Source organism: Sinomonas terrae (assembly GCF_022539255.1).
GTDB lineage: Bacteria > Actinomycetota > Actinomycetes > Actinomycetales > Micrococcaceae > Sinomonas > Sinomonas terrae.
Map to the genome: position 1 here is coordinate 3339973 of NZ_JAKZBV010000001.1, position 16952 is coordinate 3356924.

17 protein-coding genes are annotated in these 16952 nt (G+C 66.8%); 12 read left to right on the forward strand and 5 right to left on the reverse strand.

Annotated features, from left to right (window positions below; translation table 11 throughout):
• Positions 1 to 209: 209 nt before the first annotated feature.
• Together L0M17_RS15395 and L0M17_RS15400 are read right to left on the reverse strand one after the other, a co-directional pair.
• Positions 210 to 578: a MazG nucleotide pyrophosphohydrolase domain-containing protein gene (locus L0M17_RS15395; RefSeq protein ID WP_372498032.1), complete on the reverse strand. Its 369-nt coding sequence runs from the start codon at positions 576 to 578 to the stop codon at positions 210 to 212.
• Positions 579 to 629: 51 nt separating this feature from the next.
• A complete protein-coding gene (locus L0M17_RS15400; protein WP_241055078.1) occupies positions 630 to 1490 on the reverse strand; it encodes an Rv1352/Rv1906c domain-containing protein in 861 nt (286 codons plus the stop codon).
• Between the two features lie 235 nt (positions 1491 to 1725).
• Here L0M17_RS15400 and L0M17_RS15405 point away from each other — a divergent pair, with 235 nt between their 5' ends.
• Entirely contained in the window at positions 1726 to 2652 is a 927-nt protein-coding gene (locus L0M17_RS15405; protein ID WP_241055081.1) for a hypothetical protein, read from the forward strand.
• A gap of 3 nt (positions 2653 to 2655) precedes the next feature.
• Here L0M17_RS15405 and L0M17_RS15410 read toward each other — a convergent pair whose 3' ends face one another.
• A complete protein-coding gene (locus tag L0M17_RS15410; RefSeq protein WP_255732937.1) occupies positions 2656 to 3735 on the reverse strand; it encodes an alcohol dehydrogenase catalytic domain-containing protein in 1080 nt (359 codons plus the stop codon).
• A gap of 189 nt (positions 3736 to 3924) precedes the next feature.
• On the opposite strand from L0M17_RS15410, the gene L0M17_RS15415 reads away from it, so the two are divergent.
• Positions 3925 to 4593 carry a hypothetical protein gene (locus tag L0M17_RS15415; RefSeq protein WP_241055085.1) on the forward strand — a complete coding sequence of 223 codons (669 nt, stop codon included), beginning with the start codon at positions 3925 to 3927 and terminating at the stop codon, positions 4591 to 4593.
• On the opposite strand, the gene L0M17_RS15420 is transcribed toward L0M17_RS15415, so the two are convergent.
• On the reverse strand, positions 4572 to 5459 hold the full coding sequence (locus L0M17_RS15420; RefSeq protein ID WP_241055086.1) for an NAD(P)-dependent oxidoreductase: 888 nt from the start codon (positions 5457 to 5459) through the stop codon (positions 4572 to 4574). The two genes, L0M17_RS15415 and L0M17_RS15420, sit on opposite strands and share 22 nt — an antisense overlap.
• A gap of 82 nt (positions 5460 to 5541) precedes the next feature.
• Between L0M17_RS15420 and L0M17_RS15425 the strand changes: the two genes are divergently transcribed.
• On the forward strand, positions 5542 to 5874 hold the full coding sequence (locus tag L0M17_RS15425; protein WP_241055088.1) for a TfoX/Sxy family protein: 333 nt from the start codon (positions 5542 to 5544) through the stop codon (positions 5872 to 5874).
• Between the two features lie 56 nt (positions 5875 to 5930).
• Here L0M17_RS15425 and L0M17_RS15430 read toward each other — a convergent pair whose 3' ends face one another.
• Positions 5931 to 6278, reverse strand: a complete 348-nt coding sequence (locus L0M17_RS15430) for an excalibur calcium-binding domain-containing protein (protein WP_241055090.1) — start codon at positions 6276 to 6278, stop codon at positions 5931 to 5933.
• A 619-nt stretch (positions 6279 to 6897) separates the two neighbouring features.
• Here L0M17_RS15430 and L0M17_RS15435 point away from each other — a divergent pair.
• The 9 genes from L0M17_RS15435 (at position 6898) to L0M17_RS15475 (ending at position 16950) form a co-directional block, all read left to right on the forward strand.
• On the forward strand, positions 6898 to 7881 hold the full coding sequence (locus tag L0M17_RS15435; protein ID WP_241055092.1) for an ABC transporter ATP-binding protein: 984 nt from the start codon (positions 6898 to 6900) through the stop codon (positions 7879 to 7881).
• 1 nt (position 7882) lies between these two features.
• Positions 7883 to 9505, forward strand: a complete 1623-nt coding sequence (locus L0M17_RS15440; protein ID WP_241055094.1) for an ABC transporter permease — start codon at positions 7883 to 7885, stop codon at positions 9503 to 9505.
• Positions 9502 to 9966 carry a GbsR/MarR family transcriptional regulator gene (locus tag L0M17_RS15445; RefSeq protein ID WP_241055096.1) on the forward strand — a complete coding sequence of 155 codons (465 nt, stop codon included), beginning with the start codon at positions 9502 to 9504 and terminating at the stop codon, positions 9964 to 9966. The genes L0M17_RS15440 and L0M17_RS15445 overlap by 4 nt, the downstream gene beginning before the upstream one ends.
• A 501-nt stretch (positions 9967 to 10467) precedes the next feature.
• On the forward strand, positions 10468 to 11118 hold the full coding sequence (locus tag L0M17_RS15450) for an SDR family oxidoreductase (protein ID WP_241055098.1): 651 nt from the start codon (positions 10468 to 10470) through the stop codon (positions 11116 to 11118).
• A gap of 30 nt (positions 11119 to 11148) precedes the next feature.
• The gene (locus L0M17_RS15455) at positions 11149 to 11706 is read left to right on the forward strand and encodes a dihydrofolate reductase family protein (protein WP_241055099.1); all 558 of its coding nucleotides are present in this window, start codon (positions 11149 to 11151) and stop codon (positions 11704 to 11706) included.
• Between the two features lie 34 nt (positions 11707 to 11740).
• Positions 11741 to 13120, forward strand: a complete 1380-nt coding sequence (locus L0M17_RS15460) for an FAD-binding oxidoreductase (RefSeq protein ID WP_241055101.1) — start codon at positions 11741 to 11743, stop codon at positions 13118 to 13120.
• Positions 13121 to 13157: 37 nt separating this feature from the next.
• Positions 13158 to 13517, forward strand: coding sequence for an iron chaperone (locus tag L0M17_RS15465; RefSeq protein WP_241055103.1), 360 nt, complete (start codon positions 13158 to 13160; stop codon positions 13515 to 13517).
• A gap of 119 nt (positions 13518 to 13636) precedes the next feature.
• A complete protein-coding gene (locus L0M17_RS15470; protein ID WP_241055104.1) occupies positions 13637 to 15826 on the forward strand; it encodes an McrB family protein in 2190 nt (729 codons plus the stop codon).
• Positions 15823 to 16950, forward strand: coding sequence for a 5-methylcytosine restriction system specificity protein McrC (locus L0M17_RS15475; RefSeq protein ID WP_241055105.1), 1128 nt, complete (start codon positions 15823 to 15825; stop codon positions 16948 to 16950). Before L0M17_RS15470 ends, L0M17_RS15475 begins: the two co-directional genes overlap by 4 nt.
• Positions 16951 to 16952: the final 2 nt, after the last annotated feature.

A 16952-nucleotide genomic window follows, 5' to 3' on the forward strand; every position in this document is an offset into this window, starting at 1 on the left:
CCCGCGTGCCAGACGGCCAAGCCGCCGAGGGACGGCCATGCCTTCGCCAGACGGCCAAGTGAGGGCGAGCGGCGTGAGACCAAGAGCAAGAGCCAGCAGAGCACAGAGTCTCGAATCCTTCGGGTCATTCTCGTCTGGAGACGGCACCGCTGATTGGATTGATTCTGTGGGCGTATCTCGGCCGGCGGGAGCTCTCCTAATCCACCTCTCTACCAGCCGCCGCCTTCTTCGGCGGAAACGGCACCGTGAGATTCGCCCCGCTGGCGCTGGCGGTTCGGGTTCCAGGCCAGCCACTTCCGTTCCACGGCCTGCTCCATATCGATCCCGAAATGGTGACCAATCAGCAGGGCCTGAGCGAGGACGTCAGCGAGCTCCGCTTCCAGGCTGGCCTCCAGGTCCGAATCAGACTGGCCCTTGACACGAGCCTGCCCCGTCTTCATGAGAAACGCTTGGGTCAGCTCTCCAACCTCCTCGTGGAGCTTGAGCACAAGCCACTCGGGCGAGCGCTCGATCCCATGACGCGAGGCATAGATCCGGGATACGGCCTCGACTTCGCTGGCAAGCTGCTCCAAGTTCATTCGGTAAACCCTAGACCCAAGCCCTTTCAGGAACAGAGCGGTGACATGGTTTCAACCGACCTTCTGCCACGCCTGGCAGCCGTCTGTACGGAACACCTGACCGTCCGTCAGAGTGGCGGTGGCCGCCCCTTGGGAAATGTTGTTGTCGATGATCGACGAACTGGCGTCAGTACCAGAGCGCCATTCGTAATAGCAGCCGGCTCCATTGCTGCCGTCGGGACCCGTCGTGTGATAGGTGCCCGCCTTCACGTCCTTGCCGACCACATATTCGCCCGCCGTGATCTGGTTTGCCACGATCACTGTCTGAGCTGACTGCACGGCCGCCTCCTGAGACGCCACCGCCGACTCACGATCTTGGAGCGTCGCTGCCTCTGACGCCAGGTCAGCACTCTGAGCGGCGTAAGCCGAGAGCTGCGACTGGAGATCGCTGATACTTGCCTCGTCACTCGCCATGGCGGCTGACTGCGAGGAACTGTTGCCCTTCAGGGCAAGGTAGGCCTTGCTCGTTGTGGGGTCCGGCTGAGCGGCAACACCGATCAGGGCACCGATGATTCCGCCCGCCACGAGGGCCGCTCCAATCGCGATCCCGAGGCGCCGCGATATCCGTCGGGGCTGCTTTAGGCTCTTCGCCCGGCCGGGCACATGACCAGGCATGGGCGGCAGAATCGGGATCACCCGTTGAGGCCGAACAGGACCATCAGCTGGCTCAGGGACAACCTGCTCGGACCGATCTTCCGCCGCACTCTGCGCCTCAGCGTCCGCTTCCTGCGGCTGGTTCTCGGCAAGAACTGGATCGTGAAGAATCGCGTCGGCCGGAACGCCCGGCTCCGCCTCCGGCTGCGGCGACACAGCCTCAATCGGCTGGGCCTCGTCCGCAGTCTCGGACGGCTGTTCTATCTTGAGCTCGGTCATGGCCGGACCCCTTCCCCATGTGAAATGAACCTACTGGCCGTCCGGTATTCCCGATTTGGACGGACCCCAAGGTACGTTCACGGCCCCGACCATCCTGCCAATTGGACATGTAAAAGGCAAGATTACTCTATGGCGAGGTACGGGCGCCGTCGCCAATGGACAAATGGCTGGCAGCGGTGCGTCCGAGACTGCTCGAACGCACGCCCCCTCGGCGCCGCGGCGGTGAAAATAGGGCATGGCATCTGCTGATCACTCTGATGCACCCAACTTCTGCTGCCCCCTCCCCTTCGTCGCACCGCCGGGGACCGGCTGCCCGTCCATTTACGGCCTCGATCTGGGAGATGGGGCCCAGTCGGTCGTCCTCCGCGCTGGCGGAAAGCTCAACAAGAAGGCAACGTTCAAACGGCTTTCGGTCGCTCTCGCGCTGCTGGCCATTTTCCAGTCGGAGGGCTTGATCGAATCCGTCTCCGACGAGAGCGAAGAGTTGCACTGGATCCCGTCCGAGCGCGATTACGAGGAACCCAAGTATTCGGCGCGAGTCGAGGCTGTGATCCGCCAACTCGAGCAGGCCAACGGCCCCTATCAGGTCCAGGCCTGCTTCACGTTTTCGCGGGCGCTTGCCCTGACGCCCGACCCCGAAAGCGCGATCATCGAGTTCTTCAAGCTCATGGAGTTGTGGGTGAAGCACGTCGCGTGGTCGGGAATGCTGGATCCCCATGCCACGAAGAACGTGCTGGTGGACAAGATCCTCTTCTCGAAACGAGTCAAGGAAGACCTGAAACAACGGAGAATCCTCGACCCGGAAACGGTCGACCTGATCTACAAGATGAAGGAGATTCGGAACAAATTCGTCGGACACGGCGGAATGCGACCCCCGCTCGGAGCATTGTTCGGCGACCCCGAGGACTACCGGCAGCTCTTCGACGAGTCCCAGCTCAGGTACGACCCCGAGCTGCAATACGGCAGTGGTCTTTTCGAATCGCTCCTGAGCGACGCAATGCTCACGGGCAGCTTCCTGTTTTCGAAGATGCAGGGCATCGAACCGCTCGTCTGTGTCAGACCCGGCAGGTGGGCCTCAAGCAGCAAACACGCACGGGATGTACTCACCAAAGCCGGGGCGGTGTGGATCGCTCCGGACCCAAACGACTTCCGACCCGCCTAGGCCTCACACGCCGTCGAACGTCACCACCTGCCGGATCACCTGACCCGAGGCCAGCGCGTCCATCCCTTCGTTGATCTCCTCGAGGGCGATCTCGCGCGAGACGAGCCGCTCTAGGGGCAACCGGCCCTCGCGCCAGAGCCGCTCGAACACGGGAATGTCGCGCTTCGGCACGGCCGAGCCGAGGTAGCTCCCGACGATCGTCTGGGCCCGCGAGGTCAGCTGCAGCGGTTCGATCGACGCCGTCGCACCAGGCGCCGGCAGGCCGATCGTCACGAGGGTCGCGCCCAGGCCAAGCAGGCGGAACGCCGTCTCGAAGGCCCGCGGATGCCCCACAGCCTCCAACACGACATCCGCCTCGACACCACGCTCGACCGCCTCGGCGGGAGTCCACGCCTCCGACGCTCCCCACTCACGCGCCGTCGTCAGCTTGGACTCCTGCGCTTCAACGGCGACGACCCGACAACCAGTCGCGACCGCCGTCAGCAGCCCGGCCATGCCCACTCCCCCGAGGCCGACGACGGCGACACTCGTCTCCGCGGTGATCCTCCCCGCGTTCAGCAGTGCCCCTCCGCCGGTGAGCACGGCGCAGCCAAGCAAGGCGGCGACGGTGGGCGGGACGTCGTCGCCCACGGGAACGACGGAACGCTCGTCGACGACGGCATGCGTCGCAAAGCCGGAGACGCCAAGGTGGTGCGCGACGGGCTCGCCGCCCCTTGTGAGGTGCCGAGTTCCGGTGAGAAGGGTCCCGGCACCGTTGGAAGCGCTGCCCGCCGAACACGGAAGCCGCCCCTCCGTCCGGCACGCAGCGCATTCTCCGCACCGCGGCAGGAACGTCATCACCACGCGCTGGCCCACCCGCACGGACCCGACGCCGGGCCCGACCTCCTCGACCATCCCCGCCGCCTCGTGTCCCAGCAGCATGGGCAGCGGTCGAGGCCGCGAGCCGTTCACCACGGACAGATCCGAATGGCACAGCCCCGCCGCCTCGATCCGGACCAGAAGCTCGCCGGGACCAGGCCCAGCGAGCTCAAGCTGGTCGATCGTGATGGGGCGGCTCTCGGCGTAAGGAGGCTCGGCGCCCATGACGTTCAGGACGGCACCGCGGATGCTGCGGGCGCTAGAGCTGGTGGGCACTTCGATCACTCCTTCGCGAGGGTCGCAGGCGCTTCCCCAGAATTTCCGCGGACTTAGCAAGCACGATACCGCCGTCAACAAGAACGGCTTGGCCAGACAGTGCGCGACGCCATCACCTTTGGCAGACTCGAAGGGGTGATGCATCCGACTGATTACTTCGGACAGCTGTTCGCCGCCGCCTTCGATGTCCTCAAGACATATCGCCCGCGACGGCCCATCCACCCCCAGGGGGTCCTCTTCAAGGGGTCGCTTGAACGGATAGGCGGCGGTGCGGCGTCGGGCATTGATTTCCTTGACACGACCGGCACCAACGCCGTCACCGCCAGGCTTTCGCGTTCCCTCGGCGTCCCGATTTCATGGCCGGACATCATCGGCCTCGCCATCCGCGTGCACACGGACGACGGCGACGCGGACGTCTTGCTCGCCTCAACCGGTTGGCGCGTTCCGGACCGATTCGCGCTGACGTGCCATCGGACGGCTGGTGCCGCGCGGCTCTCCTCGCTCATGCCATACCGCGGCAGGAAGGGCGCGGTGTTGATCGGCGCGAAGACGACGAGCGCAGACCCCGGCGCGCCCGGCCGCGTCCGGCCGGACGCCCTGTGGGAACTCGACCTGTTCTGGGCCAAGCCGACCGGGCCGTGGCGGAGGTTCGGCTTGCTGAGCCTCACCCCGGACCTCGATGCGGAAGGCCGGGTCCAGGACACCGCCCTCCGCTTTGATCCGCTCCTCAATGTCCTGCCGACGGCCGGCACGTACGAATGGACACGCCGGCTTCGCGAGCACTCCTACAGGCTCGCGCGGTCCTGATCGCCGTCGGCATTGAACGAGAGGATCACCGAGGCCATGTCCTCGGAGCCGTGGCCGCCGTCGACAGCGTCCCGGAACTGTGCGGCGAGCGCCTCCATGATCTCGGATCGGGTCCCCGCGTGGTCCATCGCCTCAGCGATGAGCTGCGCGTCCTTGGCCGCACCGGTCAGCGGGAACGACGGCGGGAACTCGCCAGCGATCATCGCCTTGCCCTTCAGCTGGGCGTAGGCGCAATCGGTGACCCCGCCGGAGATCGTGTCGAGGTACAGCTGCGGATCGAGGCCGAAACGCTTCGTGAGGTCGATTGCCTGCGCGGTCGCTCCGACGATCGAGAGCACCCACGAGTTGGCGACGAGCTTGAGCTTGTGCCCGTCGTCCGGCAGTTCGCCGACCCAGACGGTCTTCGAACCGATCGCGTCGAAGACCGGTTGGACCCTCTCACGCAGATCCTCGGGGGCGGCCGCGAGCACAAGCAGCTTCCCCTCCTCGGCGGGCTGCTTCGTCCCGAGGACGGGCGCGTCCACGAACGCGACGCCCTGGTGCCCGGCGCGCTCGGCCAACCTCGTCACGCCGGCGAGGCCCACGGTGCTGCTCTGGATCCACACGGCGTCCTCCCGCATCGCGGGCAGCGCCTCCTCCATGACGCCTTCCACGGCATCTGCATCGAAGAGCATCGTGAGGACGACGTCGGCCTCCGAGACCGCGTCTTTCGGGTCGCCTGCAATCTTCGCGCCCGCCTCGGCGAGCGGCTCAGCCTTCTCGCGGTGACGGTTCCAGACGGTGACATCGAACCCCGCCTCGATCAGGTTCTTCGCGATCCCGCTGCCCATGATTCCCGTTCCAAGGACTGCCACTGACGTGCTCATTGCGCCTCCAGGTCTCGTTTCTTCCACCCGAGTCGATACCCAGTTGCTTGCCCCGGCAACCGGGCGTTGGAAGGATGGGCGCGTGGCATTCGACGAAGAGCTCGCCAGCAGGATCCGCGGCGCCCTCATGGGCCAGGCCGAGTTCACCGAGAAAAAGATGTTCGGCGGCCTCGCCTTCCTGATCGGCGGCAACATGGCCGTCAGCGCGAGCGGCCACGGCGGGATGCTCCTCCGCGCGGATCCCGCGGCGAGCGACGAGCTCTGCTCTCATCCCGGCATCGAACTCGCCGTCATGCGCGGCCGGCCAATGGACGGCTGGCTGCGGGTTTCTCCTGAGGCCATCGCCTCGGACGAGGACCTGCAGCGGTGGGTCCGGATCGGCGTCGACTATGCGGGGTCGCTGCCGGCGAAGTAAATCCGGGACAGAAAGAGCGCCGGCAACGAAGGCCAGCGCTCTTTCTGCACGCTCAGCTATTCGCAGGCAACGCCGTCATTGTCGCGGTCAAGAGCCGGGCGATATCCCGGCTGTCCGCGATAAATGGGAGCGGCGCCCGCAGCCCGCGCAGCAGTGCAATTGGCGTAGTACACGCTCGAGGGAGCCTGTTGCTGGGCCGCTTGCTGCTGGGCCGCCTGCTGGGCCGCTTGCTGCTGGGCCGCCTGTTGAGCGGCCGCTTGCTGGGCGGCCTGTTGCTGGGCTGCTTCTTGGGCAGCCTGCTGCTGGGCCGCTTGCTGGGCGGCCTGCTGCTGGGCCGCCTGCTGGGCGGCATCGGCATCGGCTTTCTTCTTCGCCTCCAACGCATCGGCCGCAGCCTTGGCCATCCACACATCCTTCCCCGCCGAGACTTCCTCACATGTCAGATCGGTTCCAACGAGGGTGTAACGGCTTCCGACTGTGACGCACGAATCACCATCGGCATACAGAGCGACGACTACAGTCTTCGTCGACGTCGGGCAGGGGTCTGCCGCCGTCGTTGACTGAACGATCGAACCAGCCGCGGCAGCGTCTGCTGCTGAACTCGCTTTCACTGTCACCGTCGCAGTCGGAGCCGGTGAAGCACAGGTCACCGTCGCACTCGGTGACGCTGTGGCTGTGGCTGAAGAGGTACCTTCAGCCGCGGCGCTGCTCGCTGCCGTGGGCGTGCTGCAACCAGCGCCGACCAGAACAGTTCCTGCTGCGAGAAGCACGAAAGCGGCCCGAACCGGACCTGAGCGAGCGCCTCGAAAAACGACAGAGCTGTCCCCCATAAGTTTCCCCTCCCCACAAGCCTCCGCAGAGGCGCGAATTTATCCAACGAAAGGAAATTTACTCTTTAATCGCCCTTCAGATAATGCATTTGACACTCTCAGTTCAACGAATAACTTGTCACGAGGTATCCACAGCGGGACAGTCAACCTTCGGAACCTTCACAAATTTGTGAAACAAGTGCATACTGAGCGCATGGACACCGTCATCCAGACGACCGACCTCCACAAGAGCTTCGGCCGCGTCAAGGCGCTCGACGGCCTCGATCTTGAGGTCCACGCGGGCGAAATCCACGGCTTCCTCGGCCCCAACGGTGCCGGGAAGTCCACGACGCTGCGCATCCTCCTAGGGCTTGCGAGGACGTCGTCCGGCAGCGCAAGCGTCCTCGGGAAGGACCCGTGGAGCGACGCCGTCGAACTCCACCGCCGCGTGGCGAGCGTCCCCGGCGACGTCAGCATCTGGCCCAACCTCTCCGGGGGTGAGGCAATCGACCTCATCTCGAGGCTTCGGGGCGGGGTGGACGACGCCGCCTACCGCGAGCGCAAGCAGCACCTCTGCGAGCTCTTCGACTTCGACCCGAGCAAGAAGGGCCGCGCCTACTCGAAGGGCAATCGGCAGAAGGTCGCACTCATCGCAGCCCTCGTCACGCCCGCCGAGGTCTACCTCCTCGACGAGCCCACAAGCGGCCTCGACCCGCTCATGGAGGCCGTCTTCACGCGGGAGGTCCGCCGCCTCTCGCGCGAGAACGGAGCGACCGTCCTGCTCTCGAGCCACATCCTGTCCGAGGTCGAGCAGCTGGCCGACCGTGTGAGCATCATCCGTTCGGGCCGAATCGTGGACGGCGGCACCCTCGACTCCCTGCGCCACCTCACCCGCACGGAGATCTCGTTCTCCCAGGACAGCGTGGACACCACCGCTCTCGCCGCCCTCGCCCAGATCCACGACCTCACCGTCGCCGACGGCCGCATCAAGTTCGGCGCCGACTCCCACCGCGTCCACGAGGTCCTCCCCCTCCTCGGGAGCCTCGGCGTCCAGGGCCTGATCGTCGCCCCGCCGTCGCTCGAGGAACTGTTCCTCCGCCACTACGGCGATCAGGTCACCCCCACGACTCCGGAGCCGACGCACGACGGCGCGTCGCACCGCCGTCGTCATCGCACCGTGGCGAAGACGGGAGCCTGAGATGTCCACGGTCTGGGTCCTGTACAGGCAGCGGCTCCGGCGGGACCGGTGGCAGCTCCTCAGCTGGCTGCTCTCGATCGGCGTGCTCGCGTGGTTCGCCGTCGAGGCGATCACGAAGACGTTCGGCGACGAGGCTTCACGCGCCCAGGTCCTGAAGCTCGCGACCGCGACGCCGGCGATCCTCGTGCTGCGTGGCCTGGCTCGGGGGCCCGCGCTCGACGCCTTCACGTTCTTCGAGATCTACACGTTCCTTGCACTGCTGGCCGGCTTCATGAACACGTTCATGGCCGTGCGGCACACACGCGCCGAGGAGGAGTCGGGGCGCGCGGAGCTCGTCTCGGCCACGGCGGCGGGCCGGTGGGCGCCCCTCGCCGCGACCGTGCTGCACGGCGTCGTGGCGAACCTCGTCCTCGCCGCGGCGGTCGCGCTGGGGTTTATGGGCGGCGGCCTTGCCCCGGGCGGCTCGGTCGTGGCCGGGCTTGCGACCGGCGCCGTCGGCCTCGCGTTCCTCGGAGTCGGGCTTCTCGCGGCGGAGTTCTTCAGCACGTCGCGGGCCGCCAACGGGATCTCGGCGACGCTCGTGATGGTCGCGTACCTGCTGCGTGGTTTCGGTGACGCGACGGGACCCGTGAGCCCCGACGGCATGACGATCACCGCCGCGTGGCCGAGCTGGATCTCGCCGATCGGCTGGGGCCAACAGACCTTCGCGTACACGGGCGACCGCCTCTGGCCGCTCCTGCTGCCGGTGGGGCTCGCCGCGGCGTGCACCGCCGTCGTCGTCCTCATCATGTCGCGGCGCGATGTGGGGGCGAGCGTCCTGGTCGGGCGCCGAGGCCGTGGCGAGGCAAGGCCCTGGCTCCGGGGACCATTTGCCCTCGCGTGGCGCCTCCAGCAGGGGTCGGTGATCGGCTGGTGTGCCGGAGGATTCGCGACCGGCCTCATCACCGGTTCGCTCGGCTCGGCCATCCAGTTGACCCTCAACAGCAATTCCTCGGTCACCGCCGCGCTGCGCGAGATGATCCAGGCACAGGGCACGTCGATGACTCAGCTCCTCGTCGCGGCGCTCTTCGAGATCGCGGGCGTGCTCGCTGCTGCCTGCGGCGTCCAGGCGATCCTGCGCATGCGGCAGGAGGAGGCGGCGGGAACCGCCGAGTTCGTGCTCTCGGAGCCGATTGGCCGCGTTCGCTGGCTCGGAAGCTTCATGGGGCTCGGCGCGGTCTCGGTCGTGCTCGTGATGGCGTTCACCGCCCTCGGCGCGTGGCTCTCGCTCGTCGCCTCCGGGGACACTTCGACCGCCGTCGGCGACGTGTGGGCAACCGCCTTCGCGCAGCTGCCCGCAGCGCTCATCTACCTCGCGCTCCCCGCCGTCGTCTTCGTCGTGTGGCCACGCGCGACCATCCCGCTCGGCTGGGCTCTGCTGGGGCTCGGGGTGGTACTCGGGGTCTACGGCGGAATGATCGGCCTCGACCAGAAGATCGTGGACCTCTCGCCGTTCACTCACACCCCCGTCGTCACCGACACGGGCACCGACTGGAGCGGCGGCTTCTGGATGCTGGGGATCGCGGCCGTCATTGCACTGATCGCGCTCGTGAGCGTGCCGCGTAGAGAGGTGGGCACCGCATGAGTGAACCTGTTAGGATGCCCGATTCCGCCGAAACCTCCGCGGCCGTCCTCGCGGCCGCGGGGTTCCCCAAGATGCCGGCCCGGGCGCTCATGGCGCTCGTCGTGTCCCCGGACGGCGCGCTGACCGCGGCCGAGCTCGGTGAAATCCTCGCAGCCAGCCCCGCAGCCGTCTCCGGAGCGGTCCGATACCTTCAGACCGTCGGGTTCGTGCACCGTGTCTCCCAGCCTGGCAGCCGCCGCGACCGCTACGCCCTCCCCGAGAACGCCTGGTACATCGCGTCCCTCAGGCAGAACCCCGTGTACGAGCGGCTCGCCGACCTCGCGGAAACGACTGCCTCGGCCCTCCCCGAGGATTCGGCAGAACGGGCTCGGGTCGACGAGATGGGCCGGTTCTACCGATTCCTCATGGCCCGGTTGCCCGAGCTTCTCGACGAGTGGGAGACCGCGCGGCTCAAGGTCTAGGCGTTTGCCCGAATGCTGCGACGGCGCGTCGCGTTCCCGCCCGGTCGGCGCCCCGCTCCCGAGCTTTACGCCGCACCCCCGCTCTCGGGGCTTCCTGCCCGCTCCCGCCCGGTTGTGTTTTCCCAATCAGTCGGAATCGCGGCGTGTCTCGCGCGACACCTATTGGGGCGCCTCACAAACGGGCTGGATCGCGCCGTGCCTCGCAAGCAACAGGCCGCTGGACCGAGAACCCAGCTGAGTGGCGCCACTTCTGCGCGACACGGGCGACCCGCAGCTCGGCCGCTGACAGGGCGACGCGTCGCGTTCCCGCCCGGTTGAGTTTTCCCAATCAGTCGGAATCGCGGCGTGTCTCGCGTGACACCTGTTGGGGCGCCGCGGAAACGGGCTGGAGCGCGGCGGATCGGGCGAGACACGGCTTCGGCATCCCTAGAAGCGGGACAGCACCCTCGCTAGCGTGGCTCGTGAACGTCGTCGAGCGCACGGCACGGGAGGAGACTGCTCATGGCACGGATCGCGGTCATCGGGGGGCACGGGAAGGTGGCACTGAGGCTCGAACCGCTGCTCGCCGGACGAGGGGACTTCGTGAGTGCGGTCATCCGCAATCGGGACCAGACCACGGAGGTGACGACTGCTGGGGCGCATCCGGTCGTGGCCGATGTCGAGCAGCTCGACACCGAGCAGCTGGCCGAGCTGCTCCATGGCCATGACGCCGTCGTGTGGTCGGCAGGCGCAGGCGGTGGAAGCCCGGCTCACACCTATGCGGTCGACCGCGACGCGGCCATCCGGTCCATGGATGCCGCAGCGAACGCGGGCGTGCAGCGGTACGTCATGGTTTCGTACCTGGGGGCACGGAAGGAGCACGGGATCTCCCCCGACCACGCGTTCTTCCCCTACGCAGAGGCCAAGGCAGCGGCCGACGAGTACCTCCGGGGCACCTCTCTCGAATGGACGATCGTTGCGCCGAGCACCCTCACGCTCAATCCGGGCTCGGGAAGAATCCAGCTCGCAGATCACACCGGCCCAGGGAACGTCAGCAGGGACGATGTGGCCGCGGTCGTCGCCGCGGTCCTCGAGATGCCGAATACTGTGGGAAAGTTCATCGGCTTCAATCAGGGCGAAACGCTCATCACGGACGCCCTCGCATCGCTCTGAATCCGCAACGCCGCCCTCAAGGAGGAGGCCATGGCCAAGCTCATCTACTCCGCGATCACATCGGTCGACGGCTACATCGCCGACCGCGACGCTGAATTCGGCTGGGCGGTGCCTGACGAAGAACTGCACGCGTTCGTCAATGACCTCCTCCGGCCGGTGGGCACCTATTTGTATGGGCGCCGGATGTTCGAGGTGATGAAGGTGTGGGAAGACCCGAAGTTCGCCGCGGAGGGCTCGCCCGCCGTCGCCGATTTCTCCCAACTGTGGCGTGCCGCGGACAAGATCGTGTTCTCGGGGACGCTGTCAGAAGCGGACACCGCGCGCACCCGTATCGAGCCGCGCTTCGACCCAGCCTCGATCCGACAGCTGAAGGAAGCCGCTGCGACCGACCTCGTGATCGGTGGCGGCACTCTGGCCGCGCCCGCCTTTGCCGCAGGACTCATCGACGAGGTCCACCTGTTCCCTGCACCCGTTTCCGTCGGCGGCGGGACGGCGGCGATGCCCGGCTTCCGCGTGGACCTCGAACTCGTCGATGCACGCAGGTTTTCTAGCGGGTTCGCCCACCTGCACTACCGCGTCCGGGCATGAAGCTGCGTCGCGCCACGAAGGAGTTCAAGCGCCCGTGACAACCGACGTGACCAATCCCCTTCAAGTCATCGAGGAATTGCGGGCCGCGTTGCCTGGCCGAGTGGAGACCGACGCCAAACTCCTCCTGGCCTGCACTTCCGACCGATCCGGCCACCGCTCCGCAGGAGTTCCGCTCGCCGTCGTCTATCCGCGGAGCATCGAGGACGTGCAAGCGGTGTGCCGGATCGCGTCGTCGTCCGGGACCCCCATCGTGCCCCGTGGCGCTGGGACCGGTCTGGCGGGTGGGGCGATCGCGGGACCGGGCGAGATCGCGCTTTCGATGCGGGACATGGACCAAGTCCTTGAGATCTCGGAGGAGAACTGGCTTGCTGTCGTCCAGCCGGGAATCCTCAACGGGGACCTCAACCGCATGCTCGCGGCGCACGGGCTGTGGTGGGCGCCAGACCCGGCGAGCAAGGACATCTCGACGGTCGGCGGCAACATCGCGATGAACGCTGGCGGACTGCTGTGCGCCAAGTACGGCGTAACGCGTGAGGCGGTGCTCGCGCTGAAGGTCGTGCTGGCCGACGGACGCCTCATCTCGCTCGGCCACCGGACCGTCAAGGGAGTCACCGGCTATGACCTGTGCGCCCTCCTGATCGGTTCCGAAGGCACTCTCGGCATCATCGTCGAATGCACCCTCAAGCTTCGGCCTCTCGTGCAAGGCGAGATTGTGACGATCGGAGCGTTTTTCGATTCGGTGGAATCGGCCGCGGGAGCGGCGTCCGACGTGACGAAGAACGGCCACGTCCCAGCGATCATGGAGCTCATGGACCGCCGCACCCTCGAGTGCGTGGGCCAGTTCACCGGGGAGGACTTGGTGGGTCGGGGCGACGCGTACCTCCTGATCCAGTGCGACGGCGACGGCGCGATGACGACGGCGCAACGCATCACCGACCTGATCCACGCGGCAGGCGGCCGAGCCCAGACCACAGCCGACCCCACCGAATCCCAGCGCCTCGTCGATCTGCGACGCCAAGCCTTTCCCGCGATGGAGACGCTGGGCCACGTGCTCGTCGAAGACATCGCCGTTCCGCGGGACCGCCTCAGCGAAGCATTCGCCAAGGTCCGCGAACTCGAGGAGCGGTACGGACTCGTCATACCGACGGCGTGCCACGCCGGAGACGGCAACCTGCACCCGACCTTTGTCTTCGAGGGAGAGACAGTTCCCGAGGAGGTGTGGACGGCGGCGGGAGAGCTGTTCGCTCACGCGCTCGAACTCGGCGGGACCCTCACGGGGGAACACGGCATCGGCGTCCTCAAACGAGCTTGGCTCGCGGACGAACTCGGCCCCGCGCAGTACGAGCTTCAACGGCAGATCAAGGCGGTCTTCGACCCCGCGAACATCCTCAATCCGGGCAAAGTGTTCGGCTGAGGCTTGCTTCTGACCCGAACGTACTCATCATGGCCTCATGGGAACCGTGACGGACTACCTTGCGACCTTGTCTGGGCCGAACCGAGAGACGCTCGAGAGAGTGGTGGCGATAGCCCGTGAGGTCGTGCCTGACGCGACCGAGGGCACGAGCTACTCGATGCCCGCGCTCATGGTCCACGGCAAGGCATTCCTCAGCGCCCTCGAGACCAAGAAGCATCTGGCGATCTATCCGTTCAGCGGTCAGATTTTCCCACGGATCGCGGACAGGCTCGAGGGCTTCGACTGGGCGCCGGGGACGCTACGGTTCTCGGCCGCCCACCCCGTTCCGGACGATGTGCTCCGCGAGATCGTCTCGCTCCGAGTCGCGGATATCGAAGCCAAGCTGACGCAGAAATGATGCTTCCCCGACCCCTGTTTGCAGCCTGGCTGGACTACTCTCCGGTTAGCCGCTAGTTCATCTTCCCGTGATCTAATTCTGGGGGTGCCCACCCCTAGCACACGGCGCAGAGAGCAGGAATGATGGCGGACGCGAGCGTTCCCGAAGGCCAGTACTGGTTCGTCGGGTCGTACTACTCGGACCGGGACCCGCAGGACCAGACCGACCGGTTCCTGGCCGAGGGAATCTGGGAGAACGGCTTCGAAGACCGCTATCTCGAGACCGTCAAGTCCATGAAGGCCGGCGATCAGATCGCCATCAAGTCCACCTATGTCCGCAAGGACGGGCTGCCCTTCGACCCCCGTGGCCATGCTGTGCCGGTACTGAGCATCAAGGCGATCGGCGTCGTCACGTCCAACCCCGGCGACGGCAGGCGCGTCGAGGTTGACTGGACACGCCTCCAGAAGCCGCGCGAGTGGTACTTCTACACCGGCCGCCACACCATCTGGAAGGTCACTCCGAGCCACTGGATGCGCGAGGCCCTCATCCGCTTCGCGTTCTGGAAGGAACCCCAGGACGTCGAGAGGTTCCGCAACGACCCGGCGTGGGCCAAGCGATTTGCCGACGCCGATCCGAAGCCCGAGCAGCGCTTCGCCTGGACAGCGTTCTATGAGGAGATGGCGACGGCGCTGCTCGCCTACCGCGGCCGCCGCCCCGAACTCCTCGCGCATCTCACGGACATGCAGGAGCGGCACGAAGAACTCGGCTTCCTCGTGGACCGAGACCGCCGTGACAACCCCATGCCCCTCCGCGACATCTGCCCGTTCACCGTCATGGGCACTTTCAACAGAGGCGCGACGCCGGAGAAGCGCACCGAGATCGCGGCGGGTTGGGCCGAACTCCTCGGCGTGCAGACACCTGCGCCCACGAGCTTCGACGGGATCCCGCTGCTCAACAACCAGAACTCGTGGTTCTTCCCCACCGCCGCCACGCGGCACAAGGACGACATCGACACGCTCTGGGACGTCTTCGAGGGCGCCCTCGCCGCGGCGGACTCGAGCGAGGACCATGAACGTCTCCGCTTCGCCGACGCCTACAGCCGCGCTCGGGACATCTATCGCGTGGGCACGAAACTCACGATGGGCCTCTTCTGGATCCGCCCGTGGAACTTCGTGCCGCTTGACGGGCGCTCGCGCCAGTACCTCAAGACCGAGCTCATGCTCGATCAGGACTTCTTCGCGGCAGACGGCATCGCGTACGTCCAGCTTCTCGACACGCTCGCGTCCAAGTTCGAGGATCCGCAGTTCGCAGTCCACTCGTTCCCCGAGCTCTCGTGGACGGCGTACCTCGAACGCGACGGCCGCGGGGCCCATGCCGAGACGGCCGAGGCACCCGAGGTCGAGGACGACGACGATCCGACGCCAGTCTCGCCGCAGGCGAGCTACACCGTGCACGACATCGTGACGGATGGCTGCTTCATCCCGGAACCAGCCCTCAACGGGTACCTCGCGCGCTGGCGGTCCAAGAAGAACCTCATCCTCCAGGGCCCCCCGGGCACCGGCAAGACCTGGCTTGCCCGGCGGCTCGCCTACGCACTGATCGGCACGAAGGACAACAAGTCTGCCCTCCGCGCGACCCAGTTCCACCCCAACTCAAGCTACGAGGACTTCGTGCGCGGCTGGCGGCCGGGCTCGGACGGCAAGCTGACCCTTGTGGACGGCCCGTTCCTCGAGATGGTCGAACGCGCGAACGCGAACCCGGATGTGCCTCATGTCATGCTCATCGAGGAAATCAACCGCGGGAACCCGGTGCAGGTCTTCGGCGAACTCCTGACGCTCATAGAGGCCGGGAAGCGCTCGCCCCGCGAGTCCCTCCAGCTCGCGTACCCGCGTTCGGGTTCGGAATCGGTGCACGTTCCGAGCAATCTGTACATCATCGGCACGATGAACCTGGCCGACCGTTCGCTCGCCATCATGGACCTCGCGTTCCGCCGGCGCTTCGCCTTCGTCTCCCTTGAGCCGAACGTCAACGATGCTTGGCAGGAGTGGATGTCGAACCGGCACAACGTGGCCGCCGAGCACCTCGAGCTGGTCCGCAGCCGCTTCCAAGCCCTCAACGAGCGCATCGCGGACGACCCGGCGCTCGGCGGAGAGTTCCGCCTCGGCCACAGCTTCGTGACGCCGCCAGCAGAGGAGCGGGTGGCTTCCTTCCCTGACTGGTTCCGCGGAGTCGTGGACACCGAAATCGTCCCCACCCTCGAGGAGTACTGGTTCGACGATCCGGCGAAGGCTGCGGCTGCGACCGAAGCCCTCACGGAAGGACTCGTGTGACAACCTCGGGCTGGATGACGACGCCGGGAGGCACCGGCGTCGTCCCCGCCAGCGGGGCAGAGATCCCGGTCCGCAACGTGTGGCTCCTGCTGCTCTACGCCTCCGAGTTCTATCAGTCGGGCCCCGAGGCATTCGACGGGATTGAGGAGTACCCGGAGAAGCTGCCCGAACTGCTGGCCGAGCTGCTCGTGGCGAGCACCGAGGACCGCCTGCGGCGACCCCTCACGCCGTCGTTCGCCCGGACATCTCGTGACCTCAGCCGCGTCCGCGGTGGAATCGACACCCTGCGCACCGAGTCGCATCAGCTGCTTTCGCGAGGGCTCGTCGCGTGCAGGTTCGACGAGCTCACGGCCGACACGCCGCGGAATCGGATGATCCGGACGGCCCTCGAATCCGTCGCGCCACTGTGCTCCGACGAGGAGCTCCCGCGGCGCTGCCGGGCTCAATCGCAGCGGCTCGCCGGGCTCGGAGTGGGCCTGCTCAACCGCCGAGCCGGCGAGCGCGACGCACAGGTGCGGATCACTCGGAACGACGCTCGCGACCGGTCCGTGCTGCTCGCCGCGAAGCTTGCCCTCGAACTCGCTCTGCCCTCCGGCTACATGACCCCTGGCCATGGGCGCGGAGACCTGTCCGAGCGGCAGTTCCGTCACCTGTTCGAGCGGGCGGTCGGCGGCTTCTATACCGCGCACGGGACAGGCCGGGGATGGACGGTCCAGCGCGGTAGGAAGGTCGACTGGAAGGCGAGTGAGGCCACGATGGGCCTCGCAGCCGTTCTGCCCCACATGGTGACCGACGTCTGGATCGACGACGCCGTTCGGGGCCGTCGGCTCATTCTCGACACGAAATTCGCGCCCGCACTCACGGCAGGCCGTTTCGCCAAGGTCACGCTCCGAAGCGGCCACCTTTACGAGCTGTACACCTCCGTGCGGGCCCAGGAGACCTCGCCGGACCGGTTGGCGGCGTCCGCTGGCGGCCTGCTGCTGTACCCCGCCGTCGGTTGCTCCGTAGCGGAGTCGTTCGTGACCGCGGGGCACCGTCTGGGGGCGGCCACGGTCGATCTCTCGCTCTCCTCGGTCGAGGTCCGCGACCAGCTCATCGCGGCCGTCAAGCCCTACCTCGGCTAGCG